At 69.7% G+C, this 20,384-nt stretch carries 22 protein-coding genes; 13 read left to right on the top strand and 9 right to left on the bottom strand.

Features of this window, described 5'->3' with window-relative positions; translation table 11 throughout:
• Nucleotides 1-16: 16 nt before the first annotated feature.
• Together B0293_RS02450 and B0293_RS02445 are read left to right on the top strand one after the other, a co-directional pair.
• On the top strand, nt 17-1,279 hold the full coding sequence (locus tag B0293_RS02450; protein WP_005155936.1) for an ROK family protein: 1,263 nt from the start codon (nt 17-19) through the stop codon (nt 1,277-1,279).
• Nucleotides 1,280-1,444: 165 nt separating this feature from the next.
• The gene (locus B0293_RS02445; protein ID WP_005155937.1) at nt 1,445-2,686 is read left to right on the top strand and encodes a glycoside hydrolase family 16 protein; all 1,242 of its coding nucleotides are present in this window, start codon (nt 1,445-1,447) and stop codon (nt 2,684-2,686) included.
• Between the two features lie 473 nt (nt 2,687-3,159).
• On the opposite strand, the gene B0293_RS02440 is transcribed toward B0293_RS02445, so the two are convergent.
• The gene (locus tag B0293_RS02440) at nt 3,160-3,807 is read right to left on the bottom strand and encodes a GntR family transcriptional regulator (RefSeq protein ID WP_052014425.1); all 648 of its coding nucleotides are present in this window, start codon (nt 3,805-3,807) and stop codon (nt 3,160-3,162) included.
• A gap of 182 nt (nt 3,808-3,989) precedes the next feature.
• On the opposite strand from B0293_RS02440, the gene B0293_RS02435 reads away from it, so the two are divergent.
• Genes B0293_RS02435 through B0293_RS02415 form a run of 5 tightly spaced genes read left to right on the top strand, consistent with a single transcriptional unit; the run spans nt 3,990 to nt 8,287 of the window.
• A complete protein-coding gene (locus tag B0293_RS02435) occupies nt 3,990-5,234 on the top strand; it encodes an MFS transporter (RefSeq protein WP_005155939.1) in 1,245 nt (414 codons plus the stop codon).
• A gap of 26 nt (nt 5,235-5,260) precedes the next feature.
• Nucleotides 5,261-6,055 (top strand): putative hydro-lyase, encoded by a 795-nt coding sequence (locus B0293_RS02430; RefSeq protein ID WP_005155940.1) that lies wholly within the window; start codon nt 5,261-5,263, stop codon nt 6,053-6,055.
• A 14-nt stretch (nt 6,056-6,069) separates the two neighbouring features.
• Nucleotides 6,070-6,828 (top strand): LamB/YcsF family protein, encoded by a 759-nt coding sequence (locus tag B0293_RS02425; protein ID WP_039917585.1) that lies wholly within the window; start codon nt 6,070-6,072, stop codon nt 6,826-6,828.
• The gene (locus tag B0293_RS02420) at nt 6,828-7,433 is read left to right on the top strand and encodes a 5-oxoprolinase subunit B family protein (RefSeq protein WP_039917491.1); all 606 of its coding nucleotides are present in this window, start codon (nt 6,828-6,830) and stop codon (nt 7,431-7,433) included. Before B0293_RS02425 ends, B0293_RS02420 begins: the two co-directional genes overlap by 1 nt.
• Nucleotides 7,430-8,287 (top strand): 5-oxoprolinase subunit C family protein, encoded by an 858-nt coding sequence (locus B0293_RS02415; RefSeq protein ID WP_005155944.1) that lies wholly within the window; start codon nt 7,430-7,432, stop codon nt 8,285-8,287. Before B0293_RS02420 ends, B0293_RS02415 begins: the two co-directional genes overlap by 4 nt.
• Before the next feature lie 28 nt (nt 8,288-8,315).
• Here the strand turns inward: B0293_RS02415 and B0293_RS02410 are convergent, their stop codons facing one another.
• The 7 genes from B0293_RS02410 to B0293_RS02385 form a co-directional block, all read right to left on the bottom strand.
• Nucleotides 8,316-8,945: an alpha-ketoglutarate-dependent dioxygenase AlkB family protein gene (locus B0293_RS02410; protein ID WP_039917493.1), complete on the bottom strand. Its 630-nt coding sequence runs from the start codon at nt 8,943-8,945 to the stop codon at nt 8,316-8,318.
• Complete coding sequence (locus B0293_RS43640) at nt 8,933-9,070, bottom strand: hypothetical protein (protein ID WP_005155946.1); 138 nt, start codon at nt 9,068-9,070, stop codon at nt 8,933-8,935. The genes B0293_RS02410 and B0293_RS43640 overlap by 13 nt, the downstream gene beginning before the upstream one ends.
• A gap of 86 nt (nt 9,071-9,156) precedes the next feature.
• Nucleotides 9,157-10,215, bottom strand: a complete 1,059-nt coding sequence (locus B0293_RS02405; protein WP_005155948.1) for a zinc-dependent alcohol dehydrogenase family protein — start codon at nt 10,213-10,215, stop codon at nt 9,157-9,159.
• A gap of 10 nt (nt 10,216-10,225) precedes the next feature.
• Nucleotides 10,226-10,612 carry a hypothetical protein gene (locus tag B0293_RS02400; protein ID WP_005155949.1) on the bottom strand — a complete coding sequence of 129 codons (387 nt, stop codon included), beginning with the start codon at nt 10,610-10,612 and terminating at the stop codon, nt 10,226-10,228.
• 210 nt (nt 10,613-10,822) lie between these two features.
• Nucleotides 10,823-11,506, bottom strand: a complete 684-nt coding sequence (locus tag B0293_RS02395; protein WP_020631721.1) for a metal-dependent transcriptional regulator — start codon at nt 11,504-11,506, stop codon at nt 10,823-10,825.
• 35 nt (nt 11,507-11,541) lie between these two features.
• On the bottom strand, nt 11,542-11,991 hold the full coding sequence (locus tag B0293_RS02390; RefSeq protein ID WP_005155952.1) for a GNAT family N-acetyltransferase: 450 nt from the start codon (nt 11,989-11,991) through the stop codon (nt 11,542-11,544).
• Nucleotides 11,991-13,586 carry an amidohydrolase gene (locus B0293_RS02385; RefSeq protein WP_039917497.1) on the bottom strand — a complete coding sequence of 532 codons (1,596 nt, stop codon included), beginning with the start codon at nt 13,584-13,586 and terminating at the stop codon, nt 11,991-11,993. The genes B0293_RS02390 and B0293_RS02385 overlap by 1 nt, the downstream gene beginning before the upstream one ends.
• Nucleotides 13,587-13,633: 47 nt before the next feature.
• On the opposite strand from B0293_RS02385, the gene B0293_RS02380 reads away from it, so the two are divergent.
• The 4 genes from B0293_RS02380 to B0293_RS02365 are packed head-to-tail and all read left to right on the top strand — an operon-like array spanning nt 13,634 to nt 16,935.
• Nucleotides 13,634-14,377 carry an enoyl-CoA hydratase/isomerase family protein gene (locus B0293_RS02380; protein WP_039917500.1) on the top strand — a complete coding sequence of 248 codons (744 nt, stop codon included), beginning with the start codon at nt 13,634-13,636 and terminating at the stop codon, nt 14,375-14,377.
• A complete protein-coding gene (locus tag B0293_RS02375; RefSeq protein WP_005155956.1) occupies nt 14,374-15,918 on the top strand; it encodes an AMP-binding protein in 1,545 nt (514 codons plus the stop codon). Before B0293_RS02380 ends, B0293_RS02375 begins: the two co-directional genes overlap by 4 nt.
• Nucleotides 15,909-16,550 (top strand): TetR/AcrR family transcriptional regulator, encoded by a 642-nt coding sequence (locus tag B0293_RS02370; RefSeq protein WP_005155957.1) that lies wholly within the window; start codon nt 15,909-15,911, stop codon nt 16,548-16,550. Before B0293_RS02375 ends, B0293_RS02370 begins: the two co-directional genes overlap by 10 nt.
• Before the next feature lie 58 nt (nt 16,551-16,608).
• Nucleotides 16,609-16,935, top strand: coding sequence for a hypothetical protein (locus tag B0293_RS02365; RefSeq protein WP_005155958.1), 327 nt, complete (start codon nt 16,609-16,611; stop codon nt 16,933-16,935).
• A gap of 69 nt (nt 16,936-17,004) precedes the next feature.
• On the opposite strand, the gene B0293_RS02360 is transcribed toward B0293_RS02365, so the two are convergent.
• Nucleotides 17,005-18,174 carry an acyl-CoA dehydrogenase family protein gene (locus tag B0293_RS02360; RefSeq protein ID WP_005155959.1) on the bottom strand — a complete coding sequence of 390 codons (1,170 nt, stop codon included), beginning with the start codon at nt 18,172-18,174 and terminating at the stop codon, nt 17,005-17,007.
• Nucleotides 18,175-18,300: 126 nt separating this feature from the next.
• On the opposite strand from B0293_RS02360, the gene B0293_RS02355 reads away from it, so the two are divergent.
• Together B0293_RS02355 and B0293_RS02350 are read left to right on the top strand one after the other, a co-directional pair.
• A complete protein-coding gene (locus B0293_RS02355) occupies nt 18,301-19,641 on the top strand; it encodes a C4-dicarboxylate transporter DctA (protein ID WP_005155960.1) in 1,341 nt (446 codons plus the stop codon).
• On the top strand, nt 19,638-20,327 hold the full coding sequence (locus tag B0293_RS02350; protein ID WP_005155961.1) for a 4'-phosphopantetheinyl transferase family protein: 690 nt from the start codon (nt 19,638-19,640) through the stop codon (nt 20,325-20,327). Before B0293_RS02355 ends, B0293_RS02350 begins: the two co-directional genes overlap by 4 nt.
• Nucleotides 20,328-20,384 lie beyond the last annotated feature (57 nt).

Raw genomic sequence — 20,384 nt, 5'->3', positions numbered from 1 at the left:
GGTCCGCCGCCATAAGATGGGTATCCGCATGCCTGCCAAGCGCACCACCGTCCGTGACCTGCGGCGGCACAACCGTTCCCTCCTGCTGTCGAAACTCTACTTCGACGGCCCTCTCAGCCGCCACGAATTGAGCGGTCTGACCGGATTGAGCGCCGCGACGGTCAGCAACGTGACCGCCGAACTCGGCGAAGAACGCCTCATCACCGAAGCCGGGCTGGTCGAATCCGACGGCGGCAGGCCACGTGTCCTGCTCCGCGTCGACCCGGCGTACGGCCATGTCGCCGGCGTCGACATCGGCGAGACCGGGGTGAAGGTCGAACTGTTCGACCTCGCGATGAACCGGCTCGCCACCGTCGAACACCCCCTGGCCTCGCCCCGGCCGGACGCGGCCGCCGCCGTCACGCAGGTGGCGTCCGGGATCCGGGAGGTGATCACGGAATCCGGGATCGACGAAGCGACCGTGCTCGGCGTCGGCGTCGGCGTTCCCGGCACCGTCGAACAGGGCGGCGTCGAACAGGGCAGGGCGCTCCGCGTGCACGCGCCCACCATCGGCTGGAAAGAGGTCCCGCTGACCGATCTCCTGCGCGCGGAGGGTGTCGGGCTGCCGCTGTTCGTCGACAACGGCGCGAAAACCCAGGGCCAGGGCGAAATGTGGTTCGGCGCCGGTCGCGGCGCGCGACACGCGGTGATCGTCCTGATCGGGTCCGGGGTCGGCGCGGCCGTGGTCACCGACGGCACCACCTACCGGGGTTCCACCAGCAGCGCGGGCGAATGGGGCCACACGACGATCGTCTACGGCGGGCAGGAATGCCGCTGCGGATCGCGTGGCTGCCTGGAGTCCTACGTCGGCGCGGAGGGCGTTCTCGCCCGCTATCGCAAGGCGCGCGGGGGAAAGACCGCGCCGGACGAGGACGAGCAGACGCAGTTCGCCGCACTGCTGGAGTCGGCGGGCAAGTCCAAGGCCGCGGCCAAGGTGCTGGAGGAGACGGCGGGTTACCTCGGCGCCGGGATCGGCAACCTGATCAACCTGTTCAACCCGGAGCGGATCGTGCTGGGCGGCTGGGCCGGGCTCGCGCTCGGCGAGGAGTACCTGCCCGAGATCCGGCGCGTGGCGGGCGAGCACGCGCTCGCGCACGTGTTCGACCAGACCGAGCTCGAACTCGGACAGCTCGGGCCGGATGCCGTCGCCATAGGAGCCGCCACCCTCCCGGTCGCCGCCCTGCTGGACCAGGGCGCGGACCCGCGGACGGCCGGGTCCAAGCGCGGGACGGCCGCCTGAGCCTTAATTCGAGGTTTGAAGAATAGGTCACCGGACACCTTGTCGCGGTGGTAAAGACCATGCATACTTTGTTGTCAGGCGCAACAAAGTGGTTCCGCCGTGCGCCTTCCGTTCGCCCGCGTCCCCTCCCGCGCGGGGTCCCCAACGGTCAGAGAGGCGACAACGATGTCCATCTCCTCCCGCTTTCGCTGGGCCGCGCTTCTAGCCGCCGGCGTCCTGCTCGGCTCACTCCCGGCCACGGCTCAAGCCCCCGCTTCCGCCGCCCCGGTCTCCGACGCCGCGGTCATGGCCGCGACGTTCACCGACGACTTCAACGGTCCCGCCGGCGCCGGGATCGACGGCTCGAAGTGGCATTTCGAGACCGGCGACAACGTGAACAACCACGAGCGGCAGTGGTACACGTCCGGCACGAACAACGCGGCGCTCGACGGCCAGGGCAACCTCGTCATCACCGCCAAGAAGGAGAACCCGGGCAACTACAACTGCTGGTACGGGCGCTGCGAGTACACCTCGGCCCGGCTGTCCACGCAGGGTCAGTTCACCCAGACCTACGGCCGGTTCGAAGCGCGGATGAAACTGCCGCGCGGCCAGGGGATGTGGCCCGCGTTCTGGATGCTCGGCGCCGACATCGGCAACGTCGGCTGGCCCAACAGCGGCGAGATCGACATCATGGAGAACGTCGGCTTCGAGCCGAACACGGTGCACGGCACCATCCACGGCCCCGGCTACTCCGGCGCGGGCGGCATCGGCGCGGGTTACAACGGCCCGAACTTCTCCGACGACTTCCACACCTACGCCGTCGACTGGGCGCCGAACCAGATCAAGTGGTACGTGGACGGGAACCTCTACCAGACCCGCACCCCCGCCGACCTCAACGGCAATCGCTGGGTCTTCGACCACCCCTTCTACCTGATCCTGAACCTCGCCGTCGGCGGTTACTGGCCGGGTGACCCGAACTCCAGCACCGTCTTCCCGCAGCGTCTCGTCGTCGACTACGTGCACGTCAACTCCAGCGACACCGCCGGGAAGACCGGGCGGATCACCGGCATCGGCGGCAAATGCGTCGACGTCGCCGCCGCGAACAGCGCCGACGGCACCCCGATCCAGATCACCGACTGCAACGGCAACGCCGCGCAGAACTGGACCATCGGGAGCGACGGCACGATCCGCGCGCTGGGCAAGTGCCTGGACGTCTCCGGCGGCGGCACCGCGGACGGCACGGCCGTGCAACTGTGGGGCTGCAACGGATCCGGCGCGCAGAAGTGGGCGATCAGCGGCGCGCGCGACATCGTGAACCCGCAGGCGAACAAATGTCTCGACGCCACCGGGAACAGCTCGGCGAACGGGACCAGGCTCCAGATCTGGACCTGCGGCGGTGGCGCGAACCAGAAGTGGACCACGCCGTAGGCACCCCACGCGTTTCGTCCTCTGAATGCGAGTCAAGTCGGCGCGACAATGACGCGCCTCCACTCCTGGGTCCGGGCATGTCGCGAGGACAGCTTTCGCGACATGCCCGCGACTGTCCACAGAAGACACAGCTCCTGGAATGACAGCGCCCGGTTCGCGCACTTCGCGCGGTCGTGCCGGGTCGGTGCGCGTGTCCAGGCATGCGGCACCGGAGCGCTCTGGTCCAAGGTGTTCGCGAGTGGGCTATTCGGGTTCTATCGGGCCGCAAGGCAGGTGTAAGGCAAAGGTGGCGTGTTCAGTCGCTCGCACGCCCCGACAACCGGGCACCCGCGCGACTCGGAGTGTCCCTTGTGGATAGCGAGTCGCGATCAACCCTCGCCGACACAGGTAGTCCGGACTACGGACTACGGCATTCAGTCCTCTGGATGCGGTAGTTCGTATCGCCGACTACAGCGTTCAGAGGACGAAACGCGTCATTGGGCGCGTTCGGCGTAGGCCTCGACGAGCTGGGTTTCGGCGTCGGTGAGGTACTGCGCGAGCAGCTTCTCGGCGCCCATGCCGTCGCCGATCTCCAGGCGTTCGAGGATCTCCGCGTTGCGCTTGAGATAAGGCTCGTGGAAGCGCCGCGGGTCGGCCATCATGTGGAAGACCAGCCGTAGTTCGGCCAGTATGCCGCGCATCAGCTCGTCGATCCGCTCGCTGCCGCTGAGTTCCGCGATCACCGAATGGAACCGGATGTTCGCGGTGCCGAGGTCCTGCCAGCGCTCACTCCGTTCGGCGAGCCTGCCGTCCTCGACCATCCGCGCGAGTTTGGCGAACGCCGGCGGCTTCTCCGTCACCGCCCGCACCGCGGAGCACTCGACGACCTTGCGCACCTTGTAGAGGTCGACGACGTCCTCGACGGAGAGCATCCGCACGAAGACGCCGCGGTTGAGCTCGTGGGTGAGCAGCCGTTCGTGCGTGAGCAGCCGGAACGCCTCGCGCAGCGTGTTGCGGGAGACGCCGAGCGCCGAGCCGATGTCGTGCTCCGAGAGCCGCACGCCGGGCAGGAAGAAGCCTTCCGCGATGCGCGTGCGGAGAACACCCGCGACCCGCTCGGCGGTGCTGGTGCGGCTGATCATGTCCCGGTCCGCTTCGAGTCCTCGCACCGATCCAGGACCACCCTCCGCGATCGTCACGTGACCGATCCTACCTATGCACAAGAGGTCAAGCCAGGGATCCTCTTGTGGAATTGTTGAACAATACCTACAGTGGCTATCCATGTGACCCGTGCCACGATCAGATTCACCCTCTGGAGGTGCCGATGAACGCGACAGCCACTACCGAAGACACACGCCCCTTCGCCTGGTTCCGCACGCTCGGTTCGCGAGGCCGCCGGGCCTTCGTCGGCGCGTTCGGCGGGTACGGGCTCGACTCGTTCGACTACCAGACCCTGCCTCTGGGCCTGGCCGCGATCACCGCCTACTACGGCCTCTCCGGCGGCGAGGCCGGCCTGCTCGGCACGACGACGCTCGTCGTCTCCGCGATCGGCGGCATCGGCGCGGGAGTGCTCGCCGACCGCATCGGCCGCGTGCGCACCCTCCAGATCACCATCGCGATGTACACGGTCTTCACCGTGCTCTGCGGGTTCGCGCCGAACTTCGAGACACTCCTGATCTTCCGCGCCCTGCAGGGTCTCGGTTTCGGTGGCGAGTGGGCCGCCGGTGCCGCGCTGGTGGCGGAGTACTCGCAGGCGAAGTACCGCGGCCGGACGGTCGCCTTCGTGCAGAGCGCGTGGGCGGTCGGCTGGGCGCTGTCGGTCGTCGTCTACACCGTGGTCTTCAGTCTGTTCAGCCCGGACATCGCCTGGCGCGTCATGTTCTGGACCGGCGTCATCCCCGCGCTGCTGGTGCTGTGGGTCCGCCGCAACGTCCAGGACGCGCCCGTCGCGGAAGCGGCCCGCGCCACCAAGAAGGAACGCGGTTCGCTCGCGGGCATCTTCAAGCCGGACCTGCTGCGCACGACGTTCTTCGCCGCGCTGCTCGCCACCGGTGTCCAGGGCGGCTACTACACGCTCGCGACCTGGCTGCCGAGCTACCTGAAGACCACCCGTGGCCTCACCGTCATCGGGACCGGCGGCTATCTCGCGTTCCTGATCTCCGGCGCCTTCATCGGCTACGTCACCGGCGGCTATCTCACGGATCTCTTGGGCCGCAAGAAAACGTTCCTGCTGTTCTCGGTGCTGTCCGCGGGCCTCATCGTCGCCTACACGCAGATCCCGGCGGGCGCGAACACGCTCGTGCTGTTCCTCGGCTTCCCGCTCGGGTTCTCGATGTCCGCGATCTTCAGCGGGTTCGGGGCGTTCCTCGCGGAGCTGTACCCGTCGGCGCTGCGCGGGACCGGCCAGGGCTTCACCTACAACCTCGGCCGGGCCATCGGCGCGACCTTCCCCGCCGTGGTCGGTTTCCTCGGCGCCGGCGGCGCGATGGTGTTCGGCGCGGTCGGCTACGGCATCGCCGTGCTGGCGCTGCTCGGCCTGCCCGAGACTCGCGGCCGCGAACTCCTGTGACGACAATCGGAAGAGGAGGCACCGCGATGACCACTTTCGACGAACCGGCGACGTTGTCCCCCGGCGAGGCCCGCGCCCTGTTCCGCGCGGGCACGGCCCGCCCGACCACCGGCTGGGCGAACGGGTTCACCCAGACCAACCTGATCGCCGTCCCCGAGGACTGGGCCTACGACGTCCTGCTGTTCTGCCAGCGGAACCCACAGCCCTGCCCGGTGCTCGACGTCAGCGATCCCGGCGACCTGTCGACGCGGCTGGCGCCCGGCGCGGACCTGCGCACCGACCTGCCGCGCTACCGCGTCTGGCAGAACGGCGCGCTGTCCGGCGAGATCCCGGACGCGAGCGGGTTGTGGCGCAGCGACATGGTCGCGTTCTCGATCGGGTGCAGCTTCACCTTCGAAGCCGCGCTGGCCGCGGAAGGCATCCCGCTGCGGCACGTCGACCAGGGCCGCAACGTGGCGATGTACGTGACGGACCGCGAATGCGTCCCGGCCGGGCGGCTGCACGGGCCGATGGTGGTCTCGATGCGGCAGATCCCCGAATGCCGCATCGACGACGCCGTGCGCGTCACCCGCGGGATGCCCGCCGTGCACGGCGCTCCCGTGCACATCGGCGACCCCGCCGCGCTCGGCATCACTGATCTCGGCAAGCCCGATTTCGGGGACCCGGTCGACGCGAAACCCGGTGACGTACCGGTGTTCTGGGCGTGCGGCGTGACCCCGCAGGCGGCGCTGATGGCCTCGCGGCCGCCGTTCGCGATCACGCACGCGCCGGGCTACATGTTCGTGACCGACAAACTCGACAGTGAGTTCAGGGTGGCCTGATGGATCTCAACGGCATCGATCTCAACAGCGACCTCGGTGAAGGTTTCGGCGCCTGGAAGATGGGCGACGACGACGCCATGCTCGACATCGTCACCAGCGCGAACGTCGCGTGCGGTTTCCACGCCGGTGACCCGTCGGTGATGCGGCGCGTCTGCGAACGCGCGGCGGAGCGGGGCGTCGTCATCGGCGCCCACGTCGCCTACCGGGACCTGGCGGGCTTCGGGCGGCGGGCGATGGACGTCGCCCCCGCCGACCTGGCCGACGACGTGCTCTACCAGATCGGCGCGCTCGACGCGTTCGCCCGCGCGGCGGGGACACGGGTGCGGTACGTCAAACCGCACGGGGCGCTGTACAACACGGCCGCGGTGGATCCGGAGCAGGCGGGCGCCGTGGTCGAGGGCATCCGGCGGTTCCACCCCGAGCTCGCGCTGCTGTGCCCGCCGGGGTCGGAAATGGCCGGGCAAGCCGAAAAAGCCGGGTTCCCCGCGTACGCCGAGGCGTTCGCGGACCGCGCCTACACGCCTGAAGGCCTTCTGGTCTCCCGGAAACTGCCGGGTGCCGTGCTCCACGACGCCGACGAGGTGGCCGAGCGGGCGGTCGCGATGGCGGCCACCGGCAAGGTCGTCGCCGTCGACGGAACGGAACTGGCCCTGCGGCCGCATTCGCTGTGCGTGCACGGTGACACACCCGGCGCCGTCGAACTGGCGCGGCGGATCCGCGCGGGGCTCAGCGCGTCCGGTGTCCACATCGGATCCTTCCTCGGGGCCGCGTGATGCGGGTGCTGCCCTACGGGGCGCGTGCGGCCATGGTCGACTTCGACGACTCGTCGGAGGTGCTCGGGCTGCACGCGTCACTGACGCAGGACCCGCCGGACGGCGTCGTCGAACTGGTTCCGGCCGCGCGGACCCTGCTCATCCGGTTCGACCCGGGCCGGACCCATCACGACCGGCTCGCCGGCGACGTCCTCGATCGGTCCACAGTGGACGTCGCGCCGCGCGAAGCCGCCGAGATCGTCGTGCCGGTGCGCTACGACGGTCCGGACCTGGCCGACGTCGCCGCGGCCACCGGCATGTCGGCGGAAGCGGTCGTCCGGCGGCACGAGGACGGGACCTATGTGTCGGCGTTCTGCGGCTTCGCCCCGGGTTTCGCCTACCTGACCGGACTCGACCCCGCGCTGCACCTGCCGCGCCGGACGAGCCCGCGCACCCGGGTGCCCGCCGGGTCGGTCGCGATCGCGGGCGAGTACACGGCGGTGTACCCGAACGTCTCGCCCGGCGGCTGGCAGCTGATCGGGCGGACCGCGCTGCCGGTGTGGGACGTCGAACGCGACCCGCCGAACCTCCTCGCGCCGGGTACGCGGATCCGGTTCACTTCATGACCGCGAAGATCGAAGTGGTCCGTCCCGGGGTCTTCGCCACCGTGCAGGACCTCGGGCGCCCCGGCCTGGCCGCGATCGGCGTCGGCCGGTCCGGTGCCGCCGACCGCGGTTCGCTGCGGCTGGCGAACCGGCTGGTCGGGAACCCCGAGGGCCACGCCGCCCTGGAGTGCGTGCTGGGCGGCCTCGTCCTGCGGTTCTCCGCCCCGGCGACCGTCGCCGTCACCGGCGCGCCGTGCTCGATCACCGTCGGCGCACGGGCGGCGGGCCCCGACTCGCCGATCTCGGTGGACCCCGGCGACGAACTCGTTCTCGGCACGGCCTCCCGAGGTTTGCGGTGCTACGTCGCGGTTCGTGGCGGCATCGACGTCTCTCCTGTACTGGGCGCGCGGGCGACGGACACCCTCGGCAAGCTCGGCCCGCCCGCGCTGTCCGCCGGGATGACCTTGCCGGTCGGGCGGCCGATACTGGCCCACCCCGGCGTGGATCTCGCTCCTCGTGCCCCCTTGGCCGACGTGCCGGTCCTGCGGGTCACCCCGGGCCCCCGGGTCCCGTGGTTCGTTCCCGAAGCACTGTCCACTTTGGTCTCCTCTGGTTATGCCGCCACCGCCGATGTCGATCGGGTGGGCGTACGACTCGATGGGCCCGTGCTGTCGCGGGCTCGGGACGGCGAGCTGCCGCCCGAGGCCGCCGTGCCCGGCGCGGTGCAGGTTCCTCCTTCGGGGCAGCCGATCCTGTTCCTCGCCGACCATCCGGTGACCGGGGGCTATCCGGTGATCGCGGTCGTGGAGGAAGCGGATCTGGATCTGGCCGCCCAGGTGCGGCCGGGGCAGCAAGTGCGGTTCCGGCTCGTCTGAGGGCCTGTTCCGTAACGCATTCGGTCGGCTAATTGCGTGGAAATCCCGAGACCCGCAGCGTGATGTTCAACCGCCCCGCCAACCCCAGCTCGGGATCCGCGGTCCCCGGCGACACCCGCGGCACCCCGTGGAAGGCCAGCCGCGACTCCCCGCCGAACACGAACAGATCCCCCGACCGCAGATCGACATCCGTGTACGGCCGCCCGCGATCCGACGTGTTCCCGAACCGGAAGACGCACGCGTCCCCGAGGCTCAGCGACACGACGGGCTCCAGCGAGGCCTCGTCCTTGTCTTGGTGCATCCCCATCTTCGCGGCGGAGTCGTAGAAGTTCACCAGCGCGATGTCCGGCTCGTACGACGAAGACCCATAGGCGTCGAGAACGGCCCGCCGACCGAGATCGCCCAGCCACGAAGGGAACGGGAGCACCGGCGAGCCGTCGTCGGTCACCTTCGAGTACCGGTACGGGTACCAGTGCCAGCCGAGACAGACCGTCCGCACCGACATGACGCCGCCGTTCGGCAGCCGCGTCCGCCGGTAACCACGCCAGCTTCGGCAGGCTTCGACCAGGCGGCGTTGCGCGTCGAGGTCGAGCCAGTCGGGCACATGCACGGCACCGGGCGCGACTTCGGCGCGCGGGCGAGGGATCAGCGCGTCCACGGGTCGAGTTTGCCAGGGCGCGCGCCGATGATCCGGTGGCCCCGCACGAGGACACCGGCCGCGGCGAACCGTCGCAGCACGCGCTCGGCCAACCGCGGACGGGACGGAGCAGCCCTGACTGTCACAGCGAAGAAACCTTCCACAACCGGCCGGGAGAAACCACCTTTCGGATTAGTCCGATCGGCGGGTTGACCACAATGCGTGCACCCGGTTACCGCGCGAGTTCGACCACCGTCACCCCGGCCTGGGCCGGGACAGGGTCGTTCATCGCCGCCAGCACCGCCGGGACGTCGTCGAGGCCGACGCGCTTGCCGATCATGGCCTCCAGGTCGATTCCGGCGGTCTCCACCACCCGCAGCATCTCGGGGTACTCGTGCGCTTGCAGCCCGTGGATGCCGACGATCTCCAGTTCCCCGCCGATCACCCGGTGCATCGGGATCGGCGCGATGCCCTGCGCGGGCGGCATCAGCCCGGCCTGGACGTGCCGTCCCCGCTTCCGGAGGCTGCCGATCGACGCCGCGCAGGTGGACGGCGAGCCGAGGCAGTCGAGGGAGACGTGCGCGCCGCCGCCGGTCAGCTCCCGGACGTGCAGAGCGACGGCCTCGTGGCCTTCGAACGTGGACGGATCGACGACCAGGGCGGCCCCCATCCGCGTCGCCAGCGCCCTGGCCCGCGGAGACGGATCCACCGCGACGACCGACGCGCCGGCCGCGACCGCCAGCAGGATCGCCGAGGCACCGACGCCACCGCAGCCGTGGACCGCGACCTGCTGACCGGGCCGGACCCCGCCTTGGCGCAGCACCGCCCGGAACGCCGTCCCGAACCGGCAGCCCAGCGCCGCCGCCTCGGCCGAGGACAGCGAGTCCGGCAGCGCCACGAGGTTGACCTCGGCGTTCTCGAGAGCGACGTACTCGGCGAACGAGCCCCAGTGGGTCGCGCCCGGCTGGAACTCGCGGTCGCAGATCTGCTGGTCACCCGCCGCGCACTGGGCACAGGTGCCGCACGCGCAGACGAACGGCACCGTCACCCGGTCACCCGCCGACCAGCCGCGGACGCCCTCGCCGAGCGACGCGATCCGGCCGGCGAGCTCGTGCCCGGCGACGTGCGGCAGCGTCACCGACGTGTCGTGCCCCTGCCAGGAGTGCCAGTCGCTGCGACACACCCCGGTCGCCTCGACGGCGATCACCACCCCGCCCGGCGGCGCGACCGGATCCGGCACCTCGCGCACCTCGGGCAGTACGCCGAACTCCTCGAAGACGACCGCCCGCACCGGCTCTCCTCTACGTTCCCGTGTCCCGGCCTCGCTGCGTCACCAGGCCCTCGCCGGGCACCGTACACCGGGCCGCCCGTCCGCGTGGCGGCCCGAGAAGCCGCGACAACGACTCCGGTGGAACCCCGAGTATCTCCTCGAGATTCTTCAGTACCAGCAGGGATTCCGGCCGTTCCGGACGGCAGCGGCCGGACTGCCAGTGGCTCAGTGTCGCGAGACTGACCGAGCACCCCCGCCCTCGCAGCCGGTACCGGATCCGGTCGAGACCGAGACCCCTCGCCCTGATCGCCGCCCTGAGGGCGTCCGCGAACGGCCCGGTCTCCAGCAGCCGCCTGAGTTCACGTCCTTCCGCCACCCCCCGGTCGATGGTGTGTGTCCGCTGACCGGTCATCGTCATCGCCTTCGCACGCTCGCTTAGCCACCCGGAATAGCGCAGCCTAGGCGCGGGAACACATGATCGGAAGGGCCTTAGATCACTCATCCGCACGGCATGTGGGTGACCTGCGCGGAATTCGAATTATGCAGAGACGTAGGGAAAATTCCCACCACGCGTGCCGTCCGTCCGGTAGGTGTCCACAGTGGACACGCGAGGCACGCCGGTCGCGGGTCAGCGCAGCGCGACCGACAGTGCCTGCGCGATCTCCTTGCCGATGGCGTGCGTCGCCGCGTCCGGCGGCGAGCCGACCTTGACCACCATCGGGCCGCCGAACGGCTGGCGCTCGACGACCTCGATCCGTTCGCCGAGGCCGATCGAGTGCTCGGTGAGGTAGCGCAGGAGTTCCGGGTCGGTGTCCCAGACGCGGACGATCTCGCCGACCGCGCCGGGCGGGAGGTCGTCGAGGATGCGCATCGGCATCTCCTCGACGCTGCCGTCGGGCGCGGGGATCGGGTCGCCGTGCGGGTCGCGGACCGGGTTGCCGAGCTTCGCCGCGATCCGCTCGACGAGCCTGTCCGACACCGCGTGTTCGAGCGCGTCGGCCTCGGCGTGCACCTCGTCCCAGGTGTAGCCGAGTTCGGACACGAGGTACGTCTCGATCAGCCGGTGGCGCCGGAGCACCGAACGGGCGAGCTGCCTGCCCTCGGTGGTCAGTTCGATCCCGCGGTACGGGACGTGCGCGACCAGCCCCAGCTGCGACAGCTTGGTGACCATGCCGGACGCCGAGGACGGGCTGACCTCCAGCCGTCCGGCCAGTGACGTGTTGGTGACGGCCTCACCGCGCTCCACCAGCCCGTAGATCACCCGGACGTAGTCCTCCACCGACGACGACCTGCGGTTCGCCCCTTCACCCATGGGTGCGAGTTTACGGCTTGCCGCTTGGCCGCGGCTCACCCAGCGTGCGGTCGCCAGCGGTACCGGATCCAGCCGGGGACGGGGTCGGCGCCGAGCTGGGCGTAGAACGCCTCGCCCTTCTCGTTGCCCTCCTGCATGTCCCATTCGACCCGCCCGGGAGTCCGCGCGCTCAGCTCGTCGAGCAGCTCGCGCCCGAGGCCGTACCGGCGGTGTTCCGGGCGCACGAAGAGGTCGTCGAGCCAGATCCCCGGCCTGGCCTCCCAGGTGGAGAAGTTCCAGCTGCAGAAAGCGAAGCCCGCCACCTTGCCCGGTTCGTCCGGCGGGGTGGCGAGCACCACCCACGCCTTCGGATCGGGTCCGAAGAGGAACCCGGCCATCTCCCGGCGGTCCAGCTTCAGATCGTGTTTGTCCTCGTAGACCGCGTGCTCCTCGATGAGCGCGCAGATCTCCTCGATGTCGTCCGCGACGGCGTCCCGTACCGGCATCAGTCTCCGCTCCGTTCGTAGACGAGGTCGCCGCCGACGGCGGTGGCGACGACGTGGATCGCATCCAAAGTGGACTCGTCGGTCGGGTCGGCCGAGAGGACGGCGAAGTCCGCGAGCTTGCCGATCTCCAGCGTGCCCAGGTCCTTCTCGGCGAAAGCGGCGTACGCGGAACCGTAGGTGTACGCGCGCAAGGCTTCGGTGGGCGTGAGCCGCTCATCGGGACCCAGCACGACCCCGGACGCGGTCTTCCGCCGCACCATGTCGGCCAGCGCGAGCAGCGGCGCGCCTTCGACGACCGGGCGGTCGGAGCTGGCGGGGAGCACGCATCCCGCGTCGAGCAGGCTCTTGAGCCGGTAGCACCACGGCTCGCGCTCGGGGCCGAGCGCGGCACGCATCCCGTCGCCGATCTCGTTGACGAACCGGCCCTGCGGTGACGCGATCAGCCCCAGCGACGCCAGCCGCTTCAGCTCCTCGGGCCGCAGCACCGCGCAGTGCTCGATGCGGTGCCGGTGATCGGGGCGTGGGGTGGCCTTCAGCGCGGCCTCGTAGGCGTCGAGGACGACGGTGATCGCGCGGTCGCCGATGGCGTGCGTCGCGATCTGCCAGCCGGCCTGGTGCGCGGCGGCGATCGTCCTCGCGATCTCGTCCTCGGGCACCTGGAAGTAGCCGACGTTGTCCGGTTCGCCCGCGAACGGCTCGTGCATCGCGCAGGTCCGGCCGATCAGCGAGCCGTCGGCGAACAGCTTCATCGCGCCGATCCGCAGCCATTCGTCGCCGAAGCCGGTGCGCATCCCCAGGTCGAGTCCGAAGCCCGCCCCGGCGTCGAGGTCGTGGAGCACACTCGCCGCGACCATCACCGTGCTCCGCACGCGCAGCACCCCGCGATCACGCGCGACCTGGTACGCGGCCAGTTCGGCGGGGGTCTCCCCCACGAGGCCCCCGCCGATCCCGGCCTCCTGGACGCTCGTGATGCCCTCGGCCAGGTAGCGCTCGCTCGCCCTGTCCAGCCCGCGGACGACCCGCTCGACCGGCGTCGGATAGGTCAGCGGCCGCAGCAGGAGCTGGGCCTGCTCCCGCAGCAGGCCGGTCGGTGAGCCGTCCTCATCGCGGACGACGTCACCGCCCACCGGCACGTTCCCCAGGTCCAGCCGCTCAAGGACGGCGGAGTTGACCACGGTCATGTGCCCGGACGTGTGCTTGAGCCGCACGAGATGCCCGGGGGCGGCGCGGTCGAGCCCCTGCCGCGTCGGATGGCCGCCCACGAGCTTGTTCTGGTCGTAGCCGCTGCCGATGATCCAACCGCCCGGCGGGATCTCGGCCGCGCGCCGCGCGACGGCGTCGTAAACCTCCTCGACGCTGCGGCAGTCCGACAGCGCGACGTCGTCGAGCGCCATGCCGAACCAGGCCATGTGGTTGTGCGCGTCGTGGAAACCGGGCACCACCACCGAACCGCCGAGGTCGACGCGCTTCTTCGCGGAAAGCGCGGCCGCGTCATGGCCCAACGCCACAATTCGGCCGTTCAGTGCCGCCAGCGCTACGGATTCCCCCGTGCCAGTGAGGAACCGGGCGTTCTCGTAAACCGTGTCGACCCGCATGGATTCGACCCTATCGATCGATCGATCGGTCGTCTAGGCTCGGCGTCATGAGCACCGTGGACTACGCACTCGACGACGGCATCGCAGTGATCTGGCTGAACCGCCCCGAACGGCTCAACGCGGTGGTCGCCGAACTGGTCGACGACCTGCTGGAGGCCCTGGACGCGGCCGCCAAGTCGGACGCGCGCGCCGTCGTGCTCGCGGGCCGGGGCCGCGCGTTCTGCGCCGGTCACGACCTCAAGGAGCCCACCCCGGAGGGTGATTCACGCCCGAGGCTCGACCGGCTACAGGACGTGACACGCCGCCTTCGCGGCCTCCGCCAGCCTGTCATCGCCGCGGTCCACGGCTACGCGATCGGCGCGGGCGCCGAGTTCGCGATGGGCTGCGACCTGATCCTCGCCGCCGACGACGCGGTCTTCGCCTTCCCCGAGGTCTCGCTCGGGCTGAGCGTCACGGGCGCCGCGTCCCGGCTGCTGCCGCTGCTGGTCGGCCCGCTGAAGGCCAAGGAACTCCTACTGCTCGGCGAACGCGTGAGCGGCGCCGAGGCGCACGAACTCGGCCTGGTCAACGCCGCCCTGCCCGTCGACGACCTGATGGACACCGCGCTCGCCTGGGCGGCCAAGATCGCCGCCCATCCGGCGGCCGCGGCCACGATGGCCAAACGCGCCCTCGATTCCGGCATCGACAGCTCGCTCGACGCCGCGCTCGAACTGGAGGTCAGCCACGCGCTGATCACCGAGCACTCCGCCGAGGTCGCCGCGTCGGCCGAGGCCTTCCGGAGCCGGACATGACCTCGCTCGCCGGGATCGACACCCTCCTCGGGCTGACCACCAGGGCCGCCTCGCTCTGGCCGGACAAGACGGCGTGGATCTTCGACTCCACCGGTGAGAGCTTCACGTTCGCCGAAGTCGACGCGCGCAGCACGGAGTTCGCCCGCGCGCTGCTGGACCTCGGCGTCCAGCCGGGCGACCGGGTCGCGGTGATGCTGCGCAACCAGCCCGAATTCCCGTTGCTGTGGCTGGCACTGGCCAAGATCGGCGGCGTGCTCGTCCCGGTCAACACCGGGTACCGCGAATTCGACGGCGCCCACGTGCTCCGGCATTCCGGCGCCAGGTTCGCCGTCGCGGCCGAAGAATTCCTGGAGCTGCTGACCAAGATCGCACCGGAGACCTCGCTGGAACGCGTGCTCACGCCGGGCGAACTCACCGACCCCGGCGGCACCCCGGCTTTCGGAAGCGAGGCCGAACGCCCGATCAACATCCAGTACACCTCCGGCACCACGGGCGCCCCCAAGGGCTGCGTGCTGCCGAACCGGTACTGGACGACGCTGGCGATCAGCCTGGCGACGGATTTCCCCGCCGTCGGCGCGGACGACGTCATCCTGACCGCGCAGCCGTTCCACTACATCGATCCACAGTGGAACGTCGCGCTGGGCCTCGCGGGCGGCGCGACGCTGGTGGTGCTCGACCGCTTCCACCCGTCCACGTTCTGGGCGAAGATCCGCGAGCACGGCGTCACCTGGTTCTACTGCCTCGGCCTGATGCCCACCCTCCTGCTGCGCCAGCCGGAAAGCGAGCTGGACAAGGCACATCAGGTCCGCGCGATCTGCGCGTCGGCCATCCCGCGTGACCTGCACGCCGCGCTCGAAGCGCGCTGGGGCGCGCCGTGGTACGAGGCCTTCGGCATGACCGAGACCGGTGGCGACATCCGGATGTACCCGGCGGATCACGAAGAGACCGTCGGCACCGGCTGCCTCGGCAGGCCCGCCCCCACGCGTGAGGTGATGATCGCGGACGCGGCCGGGAAACCGCTGCCACGCGGGGAAACCGGCGAGCTGCTGATCCGCGGGGTCGGCCTGATGCACGGCTACCACGACGACGTCGAAGCGACCAGGCGCGCGTTCGACGGCGGCTGGTTCCACACCGGCGATCTGGCCACAATGGACGACCAGGGCCGCGTGTACTACGTGGGCCGCACCAAGGACATGATCCGGCGCAGCGGCGAGAACATCTCCGCCGACGAGGTCGAGCGGGCACTGCAGCTGCATCCGGCGGTCAAGCTCGCCGCCGTCGTCGCGGTGCCGGACGAGATCCGCGGCGAGGAGGTCAAGGCGTACCTCGTCCTCGACGAAAACGAGGGCCACCGCTGCGAACCGGCCGAACTGGCGGAGTTCTGCGCGGCGAAACTGGCCTATTTCAAGATTCCGCGGTTCTGGGCTTTCGCGGCGGAACTGCCGATGACACCGTCGGAACGGGTCGCCAAAGGCGAGCTGAAGAAAGCGGAAGACCTCCGCGCCGGATCTTGGGACAGGACCACCGAATCATGGCTCTGAACACCAAGGAAAGAGTCCGGCAGGCGGCGGTGAAACTGTTCGCCGCCAAAGGTTTCCACGGCACCGGGATCCGGGATCTGGCGCAGGAGGCGGAGCTTTCGTCCGCCAGCCTCTACCACTACATGGGCACCAAAGAGGATCTCCTGGTGGCCATCATGAACGAATCGCTGCGGCGGCTGCTCGACGCGGCCGAGCGAGCGACCGCCGGGCTCACCGATCCCGTGTCCCGGCTCGGATCCCTGGTGGCGCTGCATGTCCTCGCGCACGCCATCCAGCCGGACGACACCCGCGTGGTGGACAACGAGGTGCACGCGCTCACCCCCGCCGCCAGGGCGGGCGTGGTGGGGCTGCGCGACGCCTACGAAAAGCTCTGGGCGGACGCCATCGAAGACGGTGTCGCGGCCGGCGTCTTCCATACCGGGCAGCCTTCGGTCACCCGGCTCGCACTGGTGGAGATGTGCAGCGGGGTCGCGCGCTGGTATTCGCCGAGCGGACCGCTCACCCTTGATCAGCTGGCCTCGCATTACGCGGAACTGGCGCTGCGCGCGCTCGCCTGTGAACGTCATCTCGACGTCACCGCGTTGCAAAACTGCCGTGAAGTGGTCTCGGGAGTGTGGCGAGTGCCCGTTTAGCGGCGACTTTAGGCTTGTACGCCTTGCTCAGACGGCTTCTCTGGGGGACGCTCGAAGGGTGACTGAGCAAACGATCCAACTCGAACTGGACGACTCGGGTCTCTCGCCGGCGTTGCCGGTGCCTTCGAACCCCCGTGATCAGGTGCAGGACGTCCCCTACCGCCCGGTGGGCTTCCGCGACGACGACCTGCCCACGGCCCTCGAACGGTGCGCGACATGGCTACGCCAGGCTCAGGAGTGGCTCGGGGAACCGGTCGATGTGCTGGCCGTCCATCTCGACTACGACGACCGCAAGGGTTCGCCGTACTACGACGTGAAGCTTCTCTGCAACGAGGAGGACCTGGCCGGGGTCCCGATCGCGATGCGGAACCAGAAGGAAGACTAGAGCCGACGATGAAGGGGCCTTTCCGGGCGGACAACGCCGGGAAAGGCCCCTTCGTCGCTCTGCCAGGCCTCAGCCCAGGGTGCCGCCGACCTTGACGTGCCCCTTGAGCAGGTTGCGCGCGATGGTCCGGCGCTGGATCTCGTCGGTGCCCTCGTAGATCCGCAGCAGCCGCAGTTCGCGGTACCACCGCTCGACCGGCAGTTCCCGCGTGTAGCCCATTCCGCCGTGGATCTGCAGGACGCGGTCGACGATCTCGTTCGCCTTCACGCCGCCGTACAGCTTCGCCATCGACTGGGCGTGCCGCGAGTCCAGCTTCTGGTCGACCTGCCAGGCGGCGTGCAGCACCAGCCAGCGCAGCGCCTCCAGTTCGGTGCCGGAGTCCGCGATCATCCACTGGATGGCCTGGCGCTCGGCGATCTTCTGCCCGAACGTCTCCCGCGTGTTGGCGTGCTCGATGGCCATCGAGATCAGCCGTTCGCAGGAGCCGATCGCGCGGGCGGGCAGCAGGTAGCGGCCGGCGCCGATCCACTGCATGGCCAGGTCGAATCCGTGGCCGAGTTCGCCGAGGATCTGTGTCTCGGGCACGCGGACGTCCTCGAAGACCAGCGCCGCCGGACCCCATTCGCCCATGGTGTCGATGTATTCGGACTTCCAGCCCGCGTCGCGGTCGACGAGGAAGCAGGTGACGCCGCCGTTCGCGCCCTTCTCGGGGTCGGTGATCGCGAAGACCATCACGAAGTCGGCCTCGTTGCCGCCGGTGATGAAGGTCTTCTCGCCGTTGATGACCCAGTCGGTGCCGTCCTTGCGGGCGGAGGTCCGGATGGCCTTGGCGTCCGAGCCCGCGCCGGGTTCGGTGATCGCGAAGCACGACTTGCGTTCGCCCGAGATCGTCGGGAGCAGGTAGCGCTCCTTCTGCTCGTCGTTGGCGTAGTAGAGGATGTTGTCCGCGGCGCCGCCGAAGCGGAACGGCACGAACGTGCGGCCGAGTTCGGCCTCCAGCAGCGCGGTCATCACCGCGGACAGGCCCATGCCGCCGTACTCCTCCGGCGTCTGCACGCCCCAGAAGCCGGACTCCTTCGCCTTGAGCTGCAGCTCGCGCAGCTCCTCACCGGTGAGCCCCGGCTGCCCGGCGCGTTCGCGGCGCAGCACCTCCTGCTCGCGCGGCATCAGGTCCCGCTGGACGAACGTGCGGACCCAGTCGCGCACCTCGCGTTCCTCGACGCTGAGAGAGAAATCCATGGTCAGCCCGCTCCTCTTCGGCATTGACTAAGCGCTCGCTTAGCTCAGCGTACCGCTTCGGTTGTCGTTCGCCGAGAAACTGTCATAAGTTTTCGCAACCTGTTCCCGTCTCGTCGAAGGGCACCCATGAGCACCCAGGCACCCGCGGCGAAGCGGGACCGGACCCATTACCTCTACATCGCCGTCATCGCGGCGGTGGCGCTCGGCATCGCGGTCGGCATCCTGTTCCCCGAGGTCGGCAAGGAACTGAAGCCGCTCGGGACCGGGTTCGTGAACCTGATCAAGATGATGATCTCGCCGATCATCTTCTGCACGATCGCGCTCGGCGTCGGCTCGGTGGCGAAGGCCGCGAAGGTCGGCCGCGTCGGCGGGCTCGCGATCGGCTACTTCCTGGTGATGTCGACGGTCGCGCTGGTCATCGGCCTGATCGTCGGCAACATCCTGCAGCCCGGCTCGGGCCTGCACCTGACCCCCGAGATCGCCGAAAAGGGCCAGGAACAGATCGCCAAGAGCGAGGGCACCGTCGAGTTCCTGCTCGGGATCATCCCGAAGACGCTGGTCTCGGCGTTCACCGAGGGCGAGGTGCTGCAGACGCTGCTGGTCGCGCTGCTCGCCGGGTTCGCGCTGCAGAAACTGGGCACGAAGGGCGAGCCGATCCGCCGCGGCATCGAGCACATCCAGCGGCTCGTGTTCCGGATCCTGGCGATGATCATGTGGGCGGCCCCGATCGGCGCGTTCGGCGCGATCGCCGCCGTCGTCGGCGCGACCGGCTGGAAGGCGCTCCAGAGCCTCGCGGTGATCATGATCGGCTTCTACATCACCTGCGGGCTGTTCGTGTTCGTGGTGCTCGGGCTGATCGTCGGCCTGTTCGCCAGGGTCAGCATCTTCAAGCTGCTGAAGTACCTCGGCCGCGAGTTCCTGCTGATCCTCTCGACGTCGTCCTCGGAGTCGGCGCTGCCGCGGCTGATCGCGAAGATGGAGCACGCGGGCGTCTCCAAGCCGGTGGTGGGCATCACCGTGCCGACCGGGTACTCGTTCAACCTCGACGGCACCGCGATCTACCTGACCATGGCGTCCATCTTCATCGCCGACGCACTCGACAAACCGCTGACCATCGGCGAGCAGATCTCGTTGCTGGTGTTCATGATCATCGCGTCGAAGGGCGCGGCCGGGGTCACCGGCGCGGGGCTCGCGACGCTGGCGGGCGGGCTGTCCTCGCACCGGCCGGAGCTGGTGGACGGGGTCGGGTTCATCGTCGGCATCGACCGGTTCATGTCCGAGGCCCGCGCGCTGACGAACTTCGCGGGCAACGCCGTCGCGACCGTCCTGATCGGCACTTGGACCAACGAGATCGACCGGGAGCAGCTGGACCGGACCCTGAACGGCGAGTCACCGTTCGACGAGGCGACGCTGCTCGACGAAAACTCGAAGGATGCCAGTGCGGAATCGGGTATGAAGGAGACGTGATCGAATGTGCGGTCCGCTGGTCGGCGCCCCTGCCCGCTGAACCCCGGTTCCTGGCCCTGCTCGACGAGCTCGAACAGGGCCGGTACGAGAACTACCGTCAGGACATCGACAAACGCCGGTTCCTGACCGGCCGGGTGCTGGCGAAGACCGTCGCCGCCGAGCGCCTCGGTCTCGCAGTCGAGGACGTGAGCTTCGACGCGACCTGCGAAGACTGCGGCAAACCGCACGGCCGACCCCGGGTCCCGGGGGCGGCGCTGATGCTGTCGATCTCGCATTCCGGCGACCTCATCGGCGTCGCGGCCACCGCCGGGACCGCGGTCGGCCTCGACGTCGAGACGGCCACCAGGCGGGCCGAAGACTCGCTCATGGAGTACGCGCTGACCCCGGCCGAGCAGGCCGCGATCTCCGGGCTGTCCGCCGAGCAGCGCGCGACGGCGTTCTTCACGTACTGGACGCGCAAGGAAGCCGTCATGAAGGCCACCGGGAAGGGCCTCAAGATCCCGCTGCAGAGCATCACGTTCTCCGGGTACGACGAGCAGGCCCGGCTGGTCCGGTCGAGCCACGAGGCACTCGACCCGGCACGGACCCGGCTCGCGGACCTGAAAGCGGCCGAGGGCTACCGGGCGGCCGTCGCGCTGATCACTTCGGACGACATCTCGGTCACCGAAGACTTCGTGACCCTCTGACCCCTCGCGTTTCGTCTCCCGGGCACGGATGCTTCATGTCCCCAATGCCACGTTGGG

It is taken from the genome of Amycolatopsis azurea DSM 43854, assembly GCF_001995215.1.
Taxonomy (GTDB): domain Bacteria; phylum Actinomycetota; class Actinomycetes; order Mycobacteriales; family Pseudonocardiaceae; genus Amycolatopsis; species Amycolatopsis azurea.
This window is presented reverse-complemented; position numbering and strand designations above follow the sequence as displayed.

Bases quoted from the DNA above. Each gene is read 5' to 3' on its own strand.
- B0293_RS02375 (WP_005155956.1), top strand. From the start codon at position 14,374: ATGACCTCGCTCGCCGGGATCGACACCCTCCTCGGGCTGACCACCAGG.
- B0293_RS02370 (WP_005155957.1), top strand. From the start codon at position 15,909: ATGGCTCTGAACACCAAGGAAAGAGTCCGGCAGGCGGCGGTGAAACTG.
- B0293_RS02390 (WP_005155952.1), bottom strand. From the start codon at position 11,991: ATGCCGGTACGGGACGCCGTCGCGGACGACATCGAGGAGATCTGCGCG.
- B0293_RS02355 (WP_005155960.1), top strand. From the start codon at position 18,301: ATGAGCACCCAGGCACCCGCGGCGAAGCGGGACCGGACCCATTACCTC.
- B0293_RS02420 (WP_039917491.1), top strand. From the start codon at position 6,828: ATGCGGGTGCTGCCCTACGGGGCGCGTGCGGCCATGGTCGACTTCGAC.
- B0293_RS02445 (WP_005155937.1), top strand. From the start codon at position 1,445: ATGTCCATCTCCTCCCGCTTTCGCTGGGCCGCGCTTCTAGCCGCCGGC.
- B0293_RS02450 (WP_005155936.1), top strand. From the start codon at position 17: ATGGGTATCCGCATGCCTGCCAAGCGCACCACCGTCCGTGACCTGCGG.
- B0293_RS02395 (WP_020631721.1), bottom strand. From the start codon at position 11,506: ATGGGTGAAGGGGCGAACCGCAGGTCGTCGTCGGTGGAGGACTACGTC.
- B0293_RS02380 (WP_039917500.1), top strand. From the start codon at position 13,634: ATGAGCACCGTGGACTACGCACTCGACGACGGCATCGCAGTGATCTGG.
- B0293_RS02360 (WP_005155959.1), bottom strand. From the start codon at position 18,174: ATGGATTTCTCTCTCAGCGTCGAGGAACGCGAGGTGCGCGACTGGGTC.
- B0293_RS02385 (WP_039917497.1), bottom strand. From the start codon at position 13,586: ATGCGGGTCGACACGGTTTACGAGAACGCCCGGTTCCTCACTGGCACG.
- B0293_RS02430 (WP_005155940.1), top strand. From the start codon at position 5,261: ATGACCACTTTCGACGAACCGGCGACGTTGTCCCCCGGCGAGGCCCGC.
- B0293_RS02400 (WP_005155949.1), bottom strand. From the start codon at position 10,612: ATGACGATGACCGGTCAGCGGACACACACCATCGACCGGGGGGTGGCG.
- B0293_RS02440 (WP_052014425.1), bottom strand. From the start codon at position 3,807: ATGATCAGCCGCACCAGCACCGCCGAGCGGGTCGCGGGTGTTCTCCGC.
- B0293_RS02415 (WP_005155944.1), top strand. From the start codon at position 7,430: ATGACCGCGAAGATCGAAGTGGTCCGTCCCGGGGTCTTCGCCACCGTG.
- B0293_RS02435 (WP_005155939.1), top strand. From the start codon at position 3,990: ATGAACGCGACAGCCACTACCGAAGACACACGCCCCTTCGCCTGGTTC.